Source organism: Timaviella obliquedivisa GSE-PSE-MK23-08B, from assembly GCA_019358855.1.
GTDB lineage: Bacteria > Cyanobacteriota > Cyanobacteriia > Elainellales > Elainellaceae > Timaviella > Timaviella obliquedivisa.
Window position 1 is genome coordinate 306,435 of record JAHHII010000004.1, and the last position, 18,663, is coordinate 325,097.

Annotated in this window: 17 protein-coding genes; 9 read left to right on the forward strand and 8 right to left on the reverse strand. The window is 47.9% G+C overall.

What is annotated here, in order from left to right; translation table 11 throughout:
* Positions 1 to 80: 80 nt before the first annotated feature.
* Positions 81 to 1,790 (reverse strand): urease subunit alpha, encoded by a 1,710-nt coding sequence (gene ureC / locus KME11_09805; GenBank protein ID MBW4515507.1) that lies wholly within the window; start codon positions 1,788 to 1,790, stop codon positions 81 to 83.
* A 455-nt stretch (positions 1,791 to 2,245) separates the two neighbouring features.
* Between ureC and KME11_09810 the strand changes: the two genes are divergently transcribed.
* Both KME11_09810 and KME11_09815 read left to right on the forward strand, forming a co-directional pair.
* Positions 2,246 to 3,424: an FIST C-terminal domain-containing protein gene (locus KME11_09810; GenBank protein MBW4515508.1), complete on the forward strand. Its 1,179-nt coding sequence runs from the start codon at positions 2,246 to 2,248 to the stop codon at positions 3,422 to 3,424.
* A gap of 32 nt (positions 3,425 to 3,456) precedes the next feature.
* A complete protein-coding gene (locus KME11_09815; GenBank protein MBW4515509.1) occupies positions 3,457 to 4,497 on the forward strand; it encodes a sensor histidine kinase in 1,041 nt (346 codons plus the stop codon).
* Positions 4,498 to 4,530: 33 nt separating this feature from the next.
* Here the strand turns inward: KME11_09815 and KME11_09820 are convergent, their stop codons facing one another.
* From KME11_09820 to leuC, 5 genes are all read right to left on the reverse strand, one after another.
* Positions 4,531 to 5,652 (reverse strand): aldo/keto reductase, encoded by a 1,122-nt coding sequence (locus KME11_09820; GenBank protein MBW4515510.1) that lies wholly within the window; start codon positions 5,650 to 5,652, stop codon positions 4,531 to 4,533.
* A gap of 30 nt (positions 5,653 to 5,682) precedes the next feature.
* Positions 5,683 to 6,192 (reverse strand): bifunctional nuclease family protein, encoded by a 510-nt coding sequence (locus KME11_09825; protein ID MBW4515511.1) that lies wholly within the window; start codon positions 6,190 to 6,192, stop codon positions 5,683 to 5,685.
* Between the two features lie 376 nt (positions 6,193 to 6,568).
* Positions 6,569 to 7,171, reverse strand: coding sequence for a 3-isopropylmalate dehydratase small subunit (gene leuD, locus KME11_09830; GenBank protein ID MBW4515512.1), 603 nt, complete (start codon positions 7,169 to 7,171; stop codon positions 6,569 to 6,571).
* Positions 7,172 to 7,212: 41 nt separating this feature from the next.
* Positions 7,213 to 7,587 (reverse strand): Uma2 family endonuclease, encoded by a 375-nt coding sequence (locus KME11_09835; GenBank protein ID MBW4515513.1) that lies wholly within the window; start codon positions 7,585 to 7,587, stop codon positions 7,213 to 7,215.
* A gap of 121 nt (positions 7,588 to 7,708) precedes the next feature.
* Positions 7,709 to 9,112 (reverse strand): 3-isopropylmalate dehydratase large subunit, encoded by a 1,404-nt coding sequence (gene leuC / locus KME11_09840; protein MBW4515514.1) that lies wholly within the window; start codon positions 9,110 to 9,112, stop codon positions 7,709 to 7,711.
* Positions 9,113 to 9,358: 246 nt separating this feature from the next.
* Between leuC and KME11_09845 the strand changes: the two genes are divergently transcribed.
* Positions 9,359 to 9,943, forward strand: coding sequence for a Uma2 family endonuclease (locus KME11_09845; protein ID MBW4515515.1), 585 nt, complete (start codon positions 9,359 to 9,361; stop codon positions 9,941 to 9,943).
* 4 nt (positions 9,944 to 9,947) lie between these two features.
* Here the strand turns inward: KME11_09845 and trpS are convergent, their stop codons facing one another.
* Both trpS and KME11_09855 read right to left on the reverse strand, forming a co-directional pair.
* Complete coding sequence (gene trpS, locus KME11_09850; GenBank protein ID MBW4515516.1) at positions 9,948 to 10,958, reverse strand: tryptophan--tRNA ligase; 1,011 nt, start codon at positions 10,956 to 10,958, stop codon at positions 9,948 to 9,950.
* Between the two features lie 101 nt (positions 10,959 to 11,059).
* On the reverse strand, positions 11,060 to 11,509 hold the full coding sequence (locus KME11_09855; protein MBW4515517.1) for a DUF29 domain-containing protein: 450 nt from the start codon (positions 11,507 to 11,509) through the stop codon (positions 11,060 to 11,062).
* 138 nt (positions 11,510 to 11,647) lie between these two features.
* On the opposite strand from KME11_09855, the gene KME11_09860 reads away from it, so the two are divergent.
* From KME11_09860 to KME11_09885, 6 genes are all read left to right on the forward strand, one after another.
* On the forward strand, positions 11,648 to 13,099 hold the full coding sequence (locus KME11_09860) for a 1-acyl-sn-glycerol-3-phosphate acyltransferase (protein MBW4515518.1): 1,452 nt from the start codon (positions 11,648 to 11,650) through the stop codon (positions 13,097 to 13,099).
* A 45-nt stretch (positions 13,100 to 13,144) separates the two neighbouring features.
* Positions 13,145 to 13,792: a Uma2 family endonuclease gene (locus KME11_09865; protein MBW4515519.1), complete on the forward strand. Its 648-nt coding sequence runs from the start codon at positions 13,145 to 13,147 to the stop codon at positions 13,790 to 13,792.
* A 31-nt stretch (positions 13,793 to 13,823) separates the two neighbouring features.
* Positions 13,824 to 14,504, forward strand: coding sequence for a 2-C-methyl-D-erythritol 4-phosphate cytidylyltransferase (gene ispD, locus KME11_09870; protein MBW4515520.1), 681 nt, complete (start codon positions 13,824 to 13,826; stop codon positions 14,502 to 14,504).
* Between the two features lie 345 nt (positions 14,505 to 14,849).
* On the forward strand, positions 14,850 to 15,686 hold the full coding sequence (locus tag KME11_09875; GenBank protein MBW4515521.1) for a FecR family protein: 837 nt from the start codon (positions 14,850 to 14,852) through the stop codon (positions 15,684 to 15,686).
* Between the two features lie 43 nt (positions 15,687 to 15,729).
* The gene (locus KME11_09880; protein MBW4515522.1) at positions 15,730 to 16,071 is read left to right on the forward strand and encodes a hypothetical protein; all 342 of its coding nucleotides are present in this window, start codon (positions 15,730 to 15,732) and stop codon (positions 16,069 to 16,071) included.
* A 151-nt stretch (positions 16,072 to 16,222) separates the two neighbouring features.
* Positions 16,223 to 18,661 (forward strand): CHASE2 domain-containing protein, encoded by a 2,439-nt coding sequence (locus KME11_09885; protein ID MBW4515523.1) that lies wholly within the window; start codon positions 16,223 to 16,225, stop codon positions 18,659 to 18,661.
* The last annotated feature ends 2 nt before the right edge of the window (positions 18,662 to 18,663 follow it).

The following is an 18,663-nucleotide window of genomic DNA, read 5'->3' on the forward strand; positions in this document are numbered from 1 at the left end:
TTTACCTAAGCAGCACCTTCTTGCAATTAAGAGGCTAACTGAGTTGCTTTAATCTTGTGATCATCGAGACTTTTTGATGATCAAAACAAGAAGTATCGCTGTGCCATCGGTAATACCGTTGCGGGTTCACAAGTGAGCAGTTCTCCGTCTGCTCGAACTTCATAGGTTTCTGAATTAACTTCCATGCGAGGCATTGCATCATTCAATTTCATGTCTCGCTTAGAGAGTTGACGAATATTGGCAACCGCAACGGCTATTTTTTGGAGCTTTAGTTGTTCAGGAATGCCGTTTTTGAGGGCAGCTTGGGAAACAAAGGTAAGAGAAGTAGCGGTTCTGGCTCCGCCATAGCTGGCAAACATGGGGCGCATGTGAACGGGTTGAGGGGTGGGAATGCTGGCGTTGGCATCGCCCATTTGTGCCCAGGCGATCATGCCACCTTTCAACACCATTTCGGGCTTAACGCCAAACATAGCGGGTCGCCATAGGCACAGGTCAGCGAGTTTGCCTGCTTCAATGGAGCCGACGTGGTTAGCAATGCCGTGGGTAATGGCGGGATTGATGGTGTATTTGGCAATGTAACGTTTGGCGCGGTGGTTGTCGTTGCGATCGCTATCCTGCGGCAAAGCACCCCGCTGCACCTTCATTTTGTGCCCTGTTTGCCAGGTGCGAATAATCACTTCGCCAATGCGTCCCATGGCTTGCGAGTCAGAAGAGATCATGCTGAAGGCTCCCAGGTCATGAAGAATATCTTCAGCGGCGATCGTTTCTCGACGGATACGAGATTCGGCAAATGCCACGTCTTCTGGGATGCCGCGATCGAGGTGATGGCAGACCATGAGCATGTCCAGGTGTTCTTCGAGGGTGTTGACGGTGTAGGGACGGGTGGGGTTGGTGGAGGAGGGCAAAACGTTGGCTTCGCCGCAAACTTTAATAATGTCCGGTGCATGTCCGCCGCCTGCGCCTTCGGTATGGTAAGTGTGAATGACTCGGTTTTTGAATGCCGCGATCGTATCTTCAACAAAGCCCGATTCGTTGAGCGTGTCGGTGTGAATTGCGACTTGAATATCGTAGTCTTCGGCAACATTGAGGCAATTATCGATCGTCGCGGGAGTCGTGCCCCAGTCTTCATGCAGCTTTAGCCCGATCGCCCCAGCTTCTACTTGCTCCACCAAGCCCTGGGGCAAGCTGCTATTGCCCTTACCCAAAAACCCTAAGTTAATTGGGAACGCATCGGCAGCTTGCAGCATTCGGTACATGTTCCAGGGACCGGGAGTGCAGGTCGTAGCGTTGGTTCCGGCTGCGGGACCCGTACCACCACCGATTAAAGTAGTAACGCCTGACGCGATCGCGACTTCGATTTGTTGCGGGCAAATAAAGTGAATGTGGGTATCTATCCCACCCGCCGTCAGAATCATGCCTTCCCCGGCGATCGCCTCGGTTCCAGGGCCAATAATAATATTCACATGGTCTTGAATATAAGGATTTCCGGCTTTACCAATGGCAAAAATTTTGCCGTCTTTAATCCCCACATCGGCTTTGACAATGCCCCACCAATCTAAAATCAGCGCGTTCGTGATCACTGCATCCACCGCACCGTCGGCATTGGTAATAGGCGATTGCCCCATCCCGTCTCGAATCACCTTACCACCGCCAAATTTCACCTCATCGCCATAGGTCGTGTAATCTTGCTCTACTTCAATAATTAGCTCAGTATCGGCAAGGCGAACGCGATCGCCCACTGTCGGACCAAACGTTTCGGCATATGCTCGACGATCCATGCGGTAGCCCATGTTTTTCTCCTCTCACTGATGCAGTCAGCCTTTTATTATCGGTCAAATGGCTAAATATTTTCAGTTCAAATGATCAAAGGCAAAAATTGCGACTTAAGACGGTGAGTCAGGTCTGCTGAAAAGACTGGAGGGAACAATTTTTTAACAAATTTTTAACCTAGAAAAATACTTTAAATGAACAAGTTGATGAATCGCGATCGATCATTAAATTATCACTAAAAAGAGTGTTATTAAAAGTGAAAAACATTACCACGAATCTTTTATTAAAACAAAAAATAGAATAAACCATTACAGTTTTATTAAAACCTGATCTAAAGCCTTTATGAACACCTATTACTAAAATACACAGTCGTCACCATACGATTGACCAAAGGCGTGATTCTGTTTGAACCAATGGGCACACTGAGAATACTGAGTCATCCCGACAGTTACAACGTTTTAGGTAGAAAATTAAGATGCTTAAAGTAGTAGTAGGTCACAGTGACGATCCAGATAGCCAATCTGCTATTGAGAGCGTTTTGGAACAATGTTTGGAAGACTTGCTCCCCTTGTTGCCCCAAGCTGGAATCTTGTTTGCGGCGATCGACTTTGAACATGCTCTCATTCTCAAACAAATTCATCAGGTGTTCCCCAATCTTGAACTTATTGGTTGCACTACCGATGGTGAAATGTCTTCTAAATTGGGGTTTCAGCAAGATTCTTTAACGCTAATGCTTTTTTGCTCCGATACAGTGCAGATCAAGGCTGGCGTAGGATATGAAACACAGAACGATCCTACAGCCGCAGCGAAACAAGCGGTACAGAAAGCGATGCAGCCCAGCGCCGAGCCTAAACTCTGCATTGCCTTACCGTCTAGCTATACAGCAAACGGTGCCACCACCAGCGGCGAAGGAATGATGGCAGGATTGACTCTTGCTTTAGGGGAACAAGTACCTGTTTTAGGCGGAACCGCCGGAGATCAGTATCGCTTCAAAACAACCTACCAGTTTTTCCGCACTGAGGTACTAATCGACGCTCTGCCCATTTTAATTTTTTCGGGAGATCTCCACGTCTCCTACGGAACAGCTTGCGGCTGGACACCAATGGGAGCCAAAGGTGTAGTCACCAAAGCTCAAGGTACAGTTCTTTATGAAATCGACGGAAAGCCAGCAGTGGAGTTCTATCAGCGCTATTTGGGCGATCGCCCGCCTTCTGCTGAAAATCCACTGGCTGTTTATGAAGCGGGGAGTGATGGTTCTGATAGCTCCTACTATATGCGCGTGCCTAATGCCTCCGATCCTGAGGTTGGAAGTATTCATTTCTTATGCGATATTCCCGAAAACTCCCTAGTACAGCTAACTGAGATTAGCCGCGATATCTTGATTGCAGCATCCGAAACATCTTTTCAAACTGCTCTCTCTCGCTATCCTGGCACTACGCCTACGGCAGTGTTGCTGTTTTCCTGTTGTTGTCGGCGCTGGCTGTTGGGCACCCGTGCCAAAGAAGAATACTTAGTGGTAAAAAACGCATTAGAGACCCCACTTCCCATCTGTGGATTCTATACCTATGGCGAGTTCTCACCGCTAGAATCGCACGGCAAAACTTATTATCACCAAGAAACGTTTGTCACTTTATTAATCGGCACAGAGTCATAATTTTTATCGGAACGGGTAGACGCAAGAAATTTATGGAACCAACCGATGACACCACCCGAATTAAGGAGCTAGAAAGGAAGGTTCGGACTTTAGAACGAAAGCTGACCCGTTCTGAAACCGATCGCCAAGAGCTTGAGAAAGCCAATGAAGTCCGGGAAGTTGTCCTTAAAAATGTTATTCGAGAACTTGAAGAGTCGAAAATAGTCTTGGAAGATAGGGGAGACGACCTTGAGGCGACTCTGATAAACCTCAAGGCTTTACAGGTTAAATTGGTTGAATCTGAGAAAATGTCGGCGTTAGGGGTTTTAGTTGCGGGCATTGCTCATGAAATTAATAACCCGGTAAGTTTTATTTATGGGAATATGCCTTATGCCAAAGCCCATATTCAAGATTTGCTGAAGCTAATCCGTCTTTATCAACAACAATATCCTGAACCTACTGCAATCTTGCGGCACGAATTAGAAGCGATCGATTTAGAGTTTATAGGATATGATGCGGCGCGAATGTTTCAGTCGATGACCGTAGGAGCCGAGCGGATTCGGGAGATTGTTAAATCGCTCCGCACGTTTTCGCGGTTGGATGAATCAGGATTTAAAGTTGCTGATATCCATGCGGGGCTGGAAAGTACGTTAGTGATTTTGAATAGTCGGCTGAAAGCGTTTTATCCGAATGGAATTCAGTTAATTCGAGAGTACAGTCCATTGCCCTCGATCGCTTGTTATCCAGGGGCGCTCAATCAAGTCTTTCTAAATATTATTGTGAATGCGATCGATTCTTTAGAAGAGCGGGTTGCTTTTGATCCTTACCCAGATCCCACAATTTGCATTCGGACTGAACTTGAACAAGAAAAGTGGGTCAAAATTGCAATGGCAGATAATGCTTTAGGCATGAATGAAACGGTGAAATCGAAGCTTTTTGATCCCTTTTTTACCACAAAGCAAGTAGGCAAGGGAACTGGGCTGGGATTGGCGATCGCTCGTCAAATTATTGTTGAACAGCACCATGGCTCTCTCGAAGTTTCTTCTGTGGTGGGGCAAGGTTCGGAATTTACGATTAAGCTGCCCGTTCATTAACTCCGCTATCTCTTTGTTAATTCCAAAGCCGTGTTAATTCCAAAGCCGTCGCCTCGGTGATCCTTTGAGGCGATCGCTAGTATCTCGTAATAACTTAGGAATATCTAAATTCTCGGGGCACCGAGGCAAACAATCGCCGCAGTCGGTACAGCGATCGCCTTTGCGTCCTGCAAACCAATGCCCTGCATTTTCAAACATGCCATAGCGGTATTGCCCAAAGGCAGTCATTTCATAAGCTACTGCCAGATTTCGTAGACGCAACACTTCAGGAATATGGATGGCTTCAGGGCAAGGCAAGCAGGCATAACACTGGCTGCATTGATCAGTTTCCAGAGCTATTTTTTGATGGGTTTGCAGTCGTTCCAAGATCTCTTTTTCTGACGTGTTGAGGGGCTGATCTGCGTCGGCAATGGGGAGAAGCAAGTCTAGTTCGGTCGGGTCGGCTGCCCCCAAGCTCAAGGTTGTGATGCGGCGATCGCTCAAGAGAAACCGATAGTTGAGGGTTAAGGGCGAGTAAGGATGGCACAGATCGACCAGAACTGAGGAAGGGCTGTGCAGCATTCCGCCTTTGTCGGCAGGAGAAATGATGAAAATGCCCATCTGATTCTGGGATGCCAGGGCGATCGCAGCTTCATTTCTCTGAAAAAAGTAATTGTAGTGAAGGTTAACAAACTCAAATTGGTTAGTGGCGATCGCCCGTAAAATCACCTCTAGTGAGGCATGAGTCGAAAAGCCAACATGCCTGATTCGTTGATCTGCCACAGCTTGCCGTACAGCCTGCATACAGCCATCAGGAGCTTCTATCCAAGCCAGATGTTCCTCGGTGTTTAGTCCATGAATCGCAAGGCAATCGAGGTAATCAACCCCCAGCGTTTCTAAAGATTGGTCAATGCTCTGTGCCATCGTGGCAGCATCGGCACAAGGGGGCGCTTTGCTGGTGATGTAGAGCGAGGCGCGATCGATCCCATGGAGGGCAGTTCCTACATATTGTTCAGCCTGACCATAACCTCGTGCTGTTTCAATATGGTTAACGCCTAGGGCGATCGCGCGGTGAATGGTTTCTACAGCATTCTCCTGAGATGCTAGGCAGCGCATGGTTCCTAGAGAAAAGATGGAAAGGGGAAGATTGGTTTTTCCAAAAAAACGATATTTCATGGTGCCCAGGACATCCACGGGAGAACGCCGCTACTGGAACTCTCCGGGGCTGCTAGATTTACCACCCTGTTTAAAGTCTTGGGGTCGCAAATTAGAAATGAAATCTCGGAAAGCCCGACGTTCAGCTTCATCTGCATCGCGATCGACGGGCATTGAGGCATCAGCCACCACTTCTTCCATTACCCAAATGGGGCTTTTAGTGCGGATGGCAATGGCGATCGCATCACTAGGACGAGCATCAATCTCTTTATGGGTTTCCCCGTGGCGCATTTGAAGAATAGCGTAAAACGTATTATCTTGCAACGAGTGAATAATAATGCGCTCTAGCTCCATGTCCCACTCATCCATCATGTTAACCATCAGGTCATGGGTGAGAGGACGAGGGGGTGCCTGATTTTCCAGGGCACTAATAATGGCTCTCGCCTGGTCTTGCCCAATAAAAATAGGGAGTTGGCGGCGTTCTGTGGCATCTCTGAGCAGGATGATGGGACTGCGTGAGACTGCATCCAGGGCAATTCCAGCGACTTTCATCTCTATCATGGGCTTAGCCTCTAGAATCCTTTAAGGAAGGGAAGGGACAACGGAACCGACGCACCAAAGCAATTATTTAGAACCTATCGACTTCTATTATGGATGTGACGAAGCACTTACAGACTTTGTGTCAATGAATTTATCTATTTTTAACTATCTGTAAAGTATTCGTCAGTGCAATTAGGGAACTTTTCCAGGTTTGCTAAACAAGCTTAGGTCAGTCCTCTAAAAAAATGTTAGTCGCTTGGTGAATTTTTCTGACTTCCAGTATGCCCTGAACTTCTGCTCAGTCCACAGCCCCATATTGAAATTTCCTGACTTTCAGTGATTGATTTATTCCATACTTGCGATGGAAACAGGGTAGATGTAAGGATATAACCTCAACCTAAGCGATCGCCTTCCCCCAGCTTACATAAGGCAAGCGAGTAGCCGTAGCTCGAATTTTCTCAGCCTGGGCAACCAACTGTCCACAAGCATCCCAAGTACCGCTGATAAACATATTACGAGAGCCTTCGCCCATTGCTACAAGAATAGAAAAGTCAGGGGTGCTGACCTGCATGGCTTCTAGGTCGAGGGTAACCGCAGTTTGGGGATTTGCCGCGATCGCCGCCTGCAATTTCTGCACATCAGCAGGATCAGCCGTAACGCAAGGAATCCCCATTGCTACGCAGTTACCAAAGAAAATTTCAGCGAAGCTTTCACCGACCAAAGCTTGAATCCCCCATTTGGCGATCGCTTGAGGTGCGTGTTCGCGTGAAGACCCGCAGCCAAAGTTTCGGTTTACCACTAGCAGATTTGCCCCCTGATATTGAGCTTGATCGAAGGCATGCTGTCCGGTTGCCTGAGCGCGATCGTCGGCAAAGACTTGAGCGCCCAAGCCATCGAAGGTAACGCAGCGGAGGAAACGGGCGGGAATAATGCGATCGGTATCAATGTCGTTACCAACGAGGGGAACGGCGCGACCGGAAATAGATTTAACTTGACTCATAAAATTTTCCTTTTTTGATGACAAGATTTTCGATGACAAACTTAAACTTCAGTAGATCCAAAAGATTCAAAGGATTCAAAATTAACGCGATCGTAAAGATCTTTGAGAGAAATTTGAAGGGCGATTGCGGGTAACACGAGTTGATCGTCTAAAGATTCATATTCAGTTAATAACCATTTCCCTTCCTCAGTTTTGCTAAAGTGCTCCACGTGACAGGTGTACTGATTAATCAGCACATATTCCCGCATCTCAGGAATGAAACGGTAGTAAGCGAACTTGTCACCGCGCGCTGCTTCGCAGATACCGCAAGGGTCGTGAGCGCTAGTGGATTTAGATAATACTTCCGCAATCAGTAAAGGATTAATGACAGTATCAGAACGTTTCTCCTGAAAGATAGGTTCTCCTGCCATGACCATGACATCTGGATAAGGTTTGGAGTTGCATTGTACTGTCCTCAAGGTTAATGACTTTTAGCAGATGTTCGGCAGATGGCGTTTAATCTGGGCGCATCAGCTTAAACGCCTTGAAATTGACGATTTATAACATCTCTCGGACATCGGTTACAGTCCCTGCGATCGCCGCGGCTGCGACCATTGCCGGACTCATTAACAGCGTTCGCCCCGAAGATGAACCCTGCCGCCCCTTAAAATTGCGATTAGAAGAAGAAGCGCTAATTTGCCGCCCCTGCAATTTGTCAGGGTTCATTGCCAAACACATCGAGCACCCCGCTTCTCGCCACTCAAAACCCGCTGCCTCAAAAATTTTGTCCAATCCTTCGGCTTCGGCTTCCTGCTTAACCCGCTCAGAACCAGGAACGACAAAGGCTTTGACTCCATCGGCGACATGGCGACCTTTGGCAATTTTTGCGGCTTCTCGCAGATCGCTCATGCGTCCGTTGGTGCAGCTTCCGATAAAGCACACGTCAATTTTGGTGCCGCTGATGGGCTGTCCTGGTGCTAAATCCATATAGCGGTAAGCTTCGGCGGCAAGTTCCCGATCGCCCTCTGCCATTTCTTCAGGCTGAGGCACCGTTTGATTAACCGCAATGCCTTGACCTGGTGTAATGCCCCAGGTCACCGTTGGCGGAATGGTTGCTGCATCAAAGGTGACCACATCGTCGTACTGAGCATCGGCATCACTGTGAATGTTCTGCCACCAAGCGATCGCTGTATCCCAATCGGCTCCTTTAGGAGCAAAATCTCTGCCCTTAAGATATTCAAACGTAACAGCATCAGGATTAACGTAGCCACACCGAGCGCCGCCCTCGATCGCCATGTTGCAAACGGTCATTCGTTCTTCCATCGTCATTTGCTCGAAGGTGGTTCCGGCAAACTCGTAAGCAAAGCCCACACCGCCCGTCACGCCCAGCGTCCGGATAATGTGCAGAATCACGTCTTTGGCATAAACGCCTATGGGCAAAGTGCCGTTAACCTCAATTTTGCGAACTTTGAGCTTGGAGAGAGAAAGGGTTTGGGAGGCTAAAACATCACGAACTTGGCTGGTGCCAATCCCGAAAGCGATCGCCCCAAATGCGCCGTGGGTTGAAGTATGGCTGTCTCCACAGGCGATCGTCATGCCGGGTTGAGTTAGCCCTTGTTCAGGAGCAATCACATGAACCACGCCTTGATTGCCAGAGCCAATTTTATGAAAAACAATGCCGTTGTCTTGAGTATTGCGCTCAATTTCTTGCATCATGGTTTCCGCCATGTCGTCGGCGAAAGGACGAGATTGATTTTCAGTCGGCACAATATGGTCAACAGTGGCGACAGTGCGATCGGGAAACAACACCTTCAAGCCCCGTTCGCGCAGCATGGCAAAGGCTTGAGGACTGGTGACTTCGTGGATTAAATGGAGACCAATGAAAAGTTGGGTTTGCCCGGAAGGTAGTGTCCCTACTGTATGCGAGTCCCAAACCTTGTCAAATAAAGTGCCTTTACTCATGATGCGATCGCCTTCTCAAAAACAGTGTTCTGCTTCGGCAGCAGTTGGCAAAATTGTAGCGTTACGGGTGCTGTAATTGCCTGCTGTCGATAGCTCTACAGTAAGGAATGGCGTTGTGATTGTCCAATATATCTTTGGAGTGCTATTAAGATCTCACAGGTATTAGTTCTTTAAATGTACGGTCTTAGGAAGGCTCTATTCAAGTTCGGTATAATCCAGTTGCAAGGATAGCTTTACTGAGTCGCCATGACGATCGCCCTTTCCAAGCGCTTCACTTTAGAGGAGTACCATCAGCTAACTGAACTGGGCTTTTTTAACGAAAATAACCGAGTAGAATTAATTCGCGGAGAAATTATTCAAATGATTGCCAAAGGCACGCCCCACTCGGTTTGTGGAACGCGCCTCAACCGCGAAATTACAAAGCTCATTGGCGATCGGGCTACCGCTAGAACGCAGGAACCTCTTCAACTTCTGCCCAATAGTCTGCCGGAACCGGATTATGCGATCGTGCAAAATCGAGAGGACGACTACCTAGCCTCTCATCCTGCACCCGAAGATGTGGTACTAGTCATTGAGATTTCGGATTCTTCATTAAGCTATGACCAGGAGATTAAGCTCAAACTTTATGCTGAAAGCGGCATCCAGAACTACTGGATCTTTAATCTCAGAGAAACTATTTTAGAAACCTATAGTGACCCCTATCAAAACACTCAAGGTGGTTTTGGATATCGTGTCAAACGGATTTTACTGCCGCTCGACAAAATCGCCCTGCCAGGGTTCCAAGATGCAGTGCTTAATCTGGCTCAGGTTTTCCCGACAGAGCTAAGTTGAGCTTTTACAGCGGCACTGAATATCCCAAAGCCGCCTTCACTTTAGCCAGGGTTTGATTGGCGATCGCCCCTGCTTTTTCTCGTCCGTCCTTTAGCACCGACTGAATATAGCCCTCGTCCGCCATGATGGCATGGTACTTTTCCTGGATCGGTTGAAGGGTGGCGATCGTTGCCTCGGTCAGCAGCGGCTTAAAGTTTCCCCAGCCCATATCCTGACATTCGGCAGCAACTATGTCTTTGGTTTGGTTCGACAAAATCATGTACAAATTCAACAAGTTATTGCATTCTGGGCGATCGGCATCGTCAAACACCAAGCCTCGAATCGGGTCAGTTTTACAGCGCTTAATTTTGTGCTGAATCAGGTCGGGTGGATCGAGAAGATTAATGCGGCTCAGGTCTGAAGGGTCAGACTTCGACATTTTGCGGGTGCCATCAGTCAGACTCATCACCCTTGCTCCGGCTGCCCGAATCATCGGTTCTGGAAGTTTCAACACTGGCTGATCTTCTTTGCCAAACAGGTAATTTAAGCGGGCGGCAATATCGCGGGTGAGTTCTAAATGCTGCTTCTGGTCTTCTCCAACAGGGACTTTATCCGGTTCGTACAGCAAAATATCTGAAGCTTGTAGCACTGGATAGGTGAGCAATCCTGCACTAACATTCTCAGATTGCTTAATGGCTTTTTCTTTAAACTGCACCATATCTTCTAGCCAGTTCAGCGGCGTAATGCAGTTAAATAACCAGGCTAGTTCGGCGTGTGCCGGAACGTGAGATTGCACAAAAATTGTGGCATGTTCTAGCTCAATACCGCACGCCAGATACATTGCTGCTACTTCGTAGGTGTTGGCGGCTAGTTGGGTGCGATCGTGGGGCACGGTGATGGCATGGAGATCTGCCATAAAGAAAAAGCTGTCGTAATCGCGGTGGATTTCGACCCAGTTACGAATTGCGCCTAAATAATTGCCCAGGTGCAGATCGCCCGTGGTCTGAATTCCAGAAAGAATGCGCGGCTTACCCATAGATCTTATGTCGCTTCCCGATGATGTCACTGTCAATATGTATCTCTAAGATATTGTGCCTGAAATTATTGGGCTTGAAACCTGCGAATGAGGAATACTCTCTAGTTCTGTGCGATCGCCCCAGGCAGAAACTTAGAATCTAACGCTTGTTCCAGTTCATAGGGAGACGTTTTTGGAAAAACTTCTTCATTCAACAAGGTTTCTCGAATCGCTAAGGCTACGCCGAGTTCATAGGCATCCGCAAAAGTCTGTTCTAGATAAGATTTCAGGCTAGGACTATCTTTTAGCAACAATTTAATTTGAATACGCTGCTCTCGAATTGTACCGATCCAGCTATTAATCCGCTGTTGAGGCTGAAACTGCCATTTGAGTAGATGTCCTAGCAAAATACCTAGACGATTTCGCAATGCTTGTCGCTCTTTTCGTCCCAACGACTCAATTTCCTCCACTAGATTAACTAAATCCAATTGGGCAAACTGCTGAGATTGGAGCAAGTCCACTTGTTCTAACGTCCAAGCATAGAAGTCTGTGTCATACGAATGAGTTGTCATGGCTTTCCGCTGGGCTTCTAACGGGCTTCGACCCACAAATACTAACCTAGTGTAAAGACAATCTAAATCCTTGGTCAGCTACTAGATAGGCTAGGGTAACCTGATGTCATCTGCGCCCCTGTCCTGGAGGAATTATCCTTGCCCAATCCCATTACCCAAGCCCAGCCGCCTCTAGAGTTTATTGAGCCAGAGTTTAACCCCTTGGTCTATAAAACAACGCAGCTATTGCAGCCTGCTTGGGTGCGTTGGCGGGCAAAAATTGCTGATGTTCAGGTGAGCAATCCTGAAGTGTTGGTAGATCTATATCGCCAGTTCCAGGAGGGCAAGATTCGCTTCATGATGGCGTTTCGGCATCCCAGCACCAACGATCCGCTGTGTATGAATTACCTGCTGTCGAACTATTTGGGCAAAGTAGCAAAGCAAAAGGGCATAAAGCTACAGCATCCCATTCATGCTCACTTTATTTACGATCGCGGCATTCCGCTTTGGGCGGGCAAAGGGGTGGGTTGGTACTATGCCCAAATGGGCTGCACACCGATTCGGCGGGGCAGGGTAGATTTGGTGGGGCTGCGATCGATCCGGCAATTGTTTACATCAGGGCAGTTCCCGATGGCAGCGGCTCCTGAAGGCGCAACCAATGGTCACAACGAAATCATGAGTCCGATCGAACCGGGCATTGCCCAGTTTGGGTTTTGGTGCATTGAAGATTTGTTGAAGGCGGGGCGACCCTCGCGGTATCTGCAAAGCAGCGCGCAACAGGTGATGATTCTGCCGATTGGATTGCAGTATCACTATTTATCTACGCCGTGGGAAGCGATCGCCAATCTACTTACTCAACTTGAAGCCGACAGCGGTTTACAGCCTTGCGGCGAGGCTGATTTGAAGGTAGAGGCTAATGGGGAAGGGTCTAATTTGAGTGAGCCACAGCAAATGGTTCTTTACAAACGGCTGATCCGTTTGGGCGAACATTTGCTGCCCATGGTAGAAAAGTTTTACGCCAAGTTTTACCATCAAAATCTCACATTGTCTGCGCACAGTGAGCCACCGCAACCTATCCTATTTTCTACAAATCGAAACTTAGCTGAACGCCTCCAGGTTTTGATGAATGCAGCGCTGAACGTGGCAGAACAACACTTTGCGATCGCCCCCAAAGGCACCATTACCGATCGCTGTCGGCGGCTAGAGCAAGCGGGCTGGGATTGGATTTACCGAGATGACTTGAAGAACGTTGAGAACCTGTCGCCCGTCGAGAAGGGTCTGGCAGACCGAATTGCCGAAGAAGCTAGCTTGCGGCTGTGGCACATGCGGTTGGTCGAAAGCTTTGTCAGTGTGACAGGGCAGTACGTGATTGAGAAACCGACGGGCGATCGCTTTGCCGAGATCCTGCTGATTTTTTGGGATATGGTGACGCGCATTAAAGGCGAAGTGCCGTTTCCGCGTCCGCAGCTTGGGGTGCAAGGGGTGAAAATTACCATCGGTCAACCCCTTTCAGTCAGCGATCGCTGGGAGACTTACCAAGTCAGCCGTCGCCAAGCCGTAGCAGGATTAACCCAAGACTTGCAAACGGCTCTAGAAGCAATGATCTTCTAAAATGACAGCATTTCTATCTTTCTTTACCCAGCCATCGAGGTCAACATGGTTACTCTGCAACTCCGTCAAATTGACGTGCCACCCGGACATCGCGTTCTCTTTAAAGATGTCAGTTGGCAGGAGTTTGAAGAAATTCTAGAAGAACTGGGCGATCGCCGTGCCTCTCGACTGGCTTATAGCAAAGGGATGCTGGAGATTAGAATGCCATTACCTAAGCATGAAAAAGCCAAAGCCATCATTGGTGATTTGGTCAAAATTCTTTTAGAAGAAACAGAGACAGATTGCGAAAATTTTGCATCCAGTACGTTTAAGCGTAAAGACATAGCGCAAGGGATAGAGCCTGATGATTGTTTCTACATCCAAAATTATGCTCAAATGATTGGCAAAGATCGGGTTGATCTCAGCCTTGACCCGCCGCCAGATTTGGCAATCGAAGTAGATGTTACCTCTCGAACTCAATTAGATGCTTATCAAACCTTGGGCGTACCTGAACTATGGCGCTATGAAGAGGGGAATTTGCGGATCGATGTATTAGCCGATGGTAAATATGTGGAGTCTCAAGTTAGCCCCACGTTTCCAAATTTTCCTGTACCTGTAATTGTCCAATTTGTTGAGCAAAGTTTGAGTGCTGGCAGAAGCGCGACTCTAAGAGCTTTCCGCCAATGGGTTCGGGAGCACCTCAACGGTTTATAGTGAGTAACGGCAATTCCTGAGATTTGGCACTATGCATTTACTCATTCCAGCCGCTGGGTCGGGGCGACGCATGGGCAGCGATCGCAATAAATTACTGCTGCCATTATTAGGGCAATCTTTGCTAGCTTGGACGCTTCTTGCGTCTGAGCGATCGCCTGCTATTACCTGGATTGGCATTATTGGACAACCCGAAGATTGGACAGACTTTAAAGAAGCGATCGCCTTTCTCAATCTCAGCAAGCCAGTCCAATTAATCCAGGGAGGAGCAACGCGCCAAGAGTCAGTGTATCGCGGCTTACTAGGATTGCCGAGCGACTCAGAACGGGTGCTAATTCACGATGGAGCCAGATGTTTAGCCACACCCGAACTATTCGATCGCTGTGCTGCTGCTCTGTTGCACTGCACTGGACTCATTGCCGCTGTTCCTGTTAAAGACACCATTAAAGTAGTGGGCGCAAATGGTTTGATTACCAGTACGCCCGATCGCCGTCAGCTTTGGGCAGCCCAAACCCCGCAAGGCTTTGTTGTGAAAGATCTTTTAAAGTGCCATGAAGAGGGCATTCAGAAGCAATGGGAAGTGACCGATGATGCTATGTTATTTGAGCAATGCGGTTTGCCTGTCACCATCGTGCAAGGTGAAGATACAAACTTGAAAGTGACGACTCCTGTGGACTTGGCGATCGCTGAATTTATACTGCGGCAACGGCAGTAAACTTATTCTTTTAATTAAACGATCGTGCGTGCTAAATTTCAGTATAAAACTCTAGTTCTTGCCCTCTCAGGAAAGGAGGTTAAAGGTTAATTCGGCAACGTAGCTAGAGAGACTGCTCCCTCAGTGCCTCTCCTCAGGAAAGAGACTTTGAACAGGTTCGTACTTTTCTCAGCAACGCCAAATTAACCTCTCTTCTTTTTAACGAAAGGAGCTTTGAACGGCTCATCCTCACTTCGAGCAGGTTTATATTTCTATTTAGCAATGCCTATTTTCTTAGCAAACTATTTTAATAAGCCAAGACTTTTCATCTATAAAACTGATGGATTTCTGTTCTCAATCAAAGCTGTGCGACTTAAATCCATACTCCTAATTATTAGTCTTTTATTGCTTCTGGTCGGACTTCATTCAATAGCTTTTGCCCAATCGACTTTACCCGTCAGAGTCGATCGCTGGTTAGAAGTTCAATCTGTTTCAGGAACAGTTACTTTTTACCGCAACCAAACTTCACAAGTTGCCAAAGTTGGAGTTCGTTTAGGAGTCGTTGGAGATACCCTAACAACCGGGAAAGACTCTAGCGCTGTTCTGACGGTTGATACGGGAATTGGTACAGTTCGCATGTCTGAAAGCACGACTCTTCAAGTGAAAAGATTAGAAATGCTTCCTAGCGGCGGCATAGTGACCCTGTTAAACATTACAGAGGGGCAAGCTCGGTTGCAGTTGCGCCCGTTTACCAACTCTGATTCAGAGCTTGAAATTGAGACCCCGGCAGGAATTAGCGGCGTTAGAGGCACAATTTTTGGAGTAAGCGTTCAGCCCAATGGAACCACAGGCGTTGCGACATTAGAAGGGCGAGTTGTTGCTGAAGCTCAGGGGCAAGCGGTTGCGATCGAGGCAGGACTGCAAAGCTTGATTGTTCCAGGCGACCCCCCAACCCAGCCGACTCCATTGCAAGAGAATACTCAGCTTACTGTGCGATCGCTTATCCAGACCAGCGATCGCACAGTAGAGATCGTAGGACAAGTGGATCAGGTTAATCTTTTAGTAATTGAAAACGAGGTGCAAAATGTTGAACCTGACGGGACTTTTATCCTTCAACGATCGCTCCCGCGCGATCGTCGGATTAGGGCAACCGTCACTACGCCTTTAGGAAAAAAACAGGCTTATGAAATTGTTGTCCCATAGAAAGTTGAAGAGATTGGGGCTTTGCTTCTTAGCAGGCTTATTTTTGTCACTTGCCAGCTTTACCCATCCCTCGCTTGCCCAAATTGCTGACCTGCCCCCACCTGTGTGCGCCCGCTATAATTTTGAGCAGCAAGAGGACGTGATTATTTTGGGGAAATTACCCAATGCGCCCTATGTGGTGATCGTTCCTTTAAACGGTGATGCAGACAGTAACGCGGATGTACTTTCAGAAGTTCAGCAATGTGTCGCAGACTCATTTCAAGCTGAGTCTGGGTTAGGAAAGTACATTCAGGCAGGTGCCTTTGCTCGACGCTCAGCGGCTCAACAATTGACGCAACACTTGTATTCTTTAGGTCTAGATGCCCGTACTATTTATTCTCCGTAACCCGTTTCTCACCAAGCAATCAGGGTTTATGCATAATGTTCACCTCAACATCTGCACGACTCTCTAAATCCCTTATAGTGGGTAAAAGTCTACGGGAATCTAGAGAAACTGCAATGTCAAAATAGTTAGGCTATAAGCTGGGTGAAGGAATATGCACAATTGGCGATTCTTCAACAGAGGCGATGCTAGAAGACAAAATTCTTTAAGCCGATGGCAGGACGGCATTGGCAGTATGCTGCCTGGAATTGTTGCAGCGTTGGCGATCGTAGGTTTGCTAAAGCTTGGCGTATTGCAGCCTTTAGAAAATATTGCCTACGGTCAACTGTTTCAACTGCGCGGAGCAATTTCCTGGGATGAGCGCGTAGTAGTCGTTGCCATTGATAATGCCAGCCTTAAAGCCTTAGGACGATTTCCTTGGTCTAGGCAAAAATATACTGAGTTGCTCAAACTATTAACCCACGGTGCAGCCAGTACGGTAGTTCTAGATATTCTATTGACCGAGCCTAGCTCCGAAGATAAAGCCCTTGCCGAAGCAATGATAGAGCAAGGGCGAGTCGTTTTGCCCCGAGCCTGGGATTTTAATGGTGCACCTTTACAAGCCACGCCTACCTTGCGACAAGCTGCCTTAATAGAAGGGCATATTCATCAGCGTCAAGATGGGGACGGGCTCGTGAGAACCCTTGAGCCACAGTTGGAGAATGTCCCGATGTTGGGGGTTGCTGCTGCCCAGGTATATAGCCTAGTACGCGAACCTGTACAACTCCCCGACCTGAGCCAGCTTGTATGGCTGAATTGGGCAGGTTCCGTTGCTAATATTCCCACTTACTCCTACGCCGATATTCTGCAAGCTCGTATTGCGCCCCATGTGTTTGAGAACAAGATTGTTGTTATTGGTGTCACGGCATCTGGCTTTGATGCTTTGCAAACCCCCTTTAACCGCAATCCGTCTACCACCAATGTTTATCTGCACGCTACCGCTATTAACAATCTTCTTCAGCAAAATTTTCTGCGCGTCCCTTCAGAAAACTGGGTAATTGTCAGTTTATTGCTGAGTGGAACGGTGTTAAGTACGATGATGTGGGGTTGGAACGTTCGGCAGCAAATGTTTGGGTTGCTGGTTCTGTGCTTGGGCTGGGGCAGCGTTTGTTTACTGCTGCTAGAGCGCAATTACTGGATGCCGTTAGCTTCTCCGCTACTCTTAGGAGTGACGACAACTCTAGCCCTGCGGGTGAAGCAACATCTCCGAGAAGAAGAACTGTTTCAGCAGGAGGTGGAGCGGCTTTGGAAAACCTATCGCCAAGATTTGGTAGTGCAAAAGAGCTTGTATACGACGGTGCCGACTCAACCTGAGGGGCTATTGCAATCAACAGTGGCACTGCGAATTACACAACTTTCGTCGTTGGCTGAGCAGTTTGGGCGATCGCAATCGACCCAAGCTGCCATTTCTAGAAGCCTATCCATTGGGTTGCTGGCGGCTGACCTAGACGGTTGGATCTGGTTCTGCAACCCGATCGCCGCTGAATGTTTAGGGGTGCAAGTGGGCGATCGCCTGCAATATCGCCTGATTCCTGAATGGTTTACCCTCGAACAATGGCAAATTGGGCTAGAGAGACTCTTTCAGCAAATTCCCTTTGTGTCTCACGAACTGCAACGAGACGATTGCTGGTTTGAAATTCGCTTAGAGCCGTTGCTTGCTCCACCTGTTCCTACCCCTGAGCCTCTCAGTGGTTTTGACTGGGGCAATGATGATTTAAGCTCTAGTCTCGATCGCTGGGGAGACGGTACTCCCCAGGGGTTACTGCTGCTGCTAGAAAACATCACCACCAGAAAGCAGGTCGAAGATAGTCTCATCAAACAGATGCAAGAACTCCAGATTATTAACCAGCTTAAGGATGACTTTCTAGACACCATTTCGCACGATATGCGCGCGCCTTTAACCAACATGAAAATGGCGATTCGGATGCTAAAAGTTGCCACCACAGAGGAGCAGCGACAACGATATCTCCAGGTATTAGAAGGAGAATGTCTCCGGGAAACCAACTTAATTGAAGATTTACTCACGCTTCAACAGCTAGAAGCAGGTGCAAAACAGCTTGTTTTAGAAGAAATTGATCTAGCTCATTGGCTCCCGCAGCTTTTAGAACCGTTTCGGCAACGAGCGCAAAGCCGTCAACTGACCCTCGACCTTAAGCTCCCGGTGCCGATGCCGCCCTTTCTTTGCGATCGCTCTAGCCTTGAGCGCGTACTGGTCGAGCTGATCAACAATGCTTGCAAATACACCCCACCCGAAGGCAAAATTAGGGTCGAAATTGAGGGGGGAAAGGAGGGGATACAATTTGTGGTGCGCAACTCAGGGGTCGAAATTCCTGCCGCAGAGTTAGGTAAGGTGTTTGATAAATTTTATCGGGTCAGCAGCAGCGATCGCTGGCAACAGGGCGGCACTGGATTAGGTTTAGCTCTTGCCAAAAAAATGGTTGAGCAGTTGGGCGGTGATATTTGCGTCATGAGTCAGTTTGAACAGACCACTTTTACTGTGCAAGTGCCAGTTCAGAAACCTAGGACAGTTAACAGAATTTTTCAGAATGACTGAGC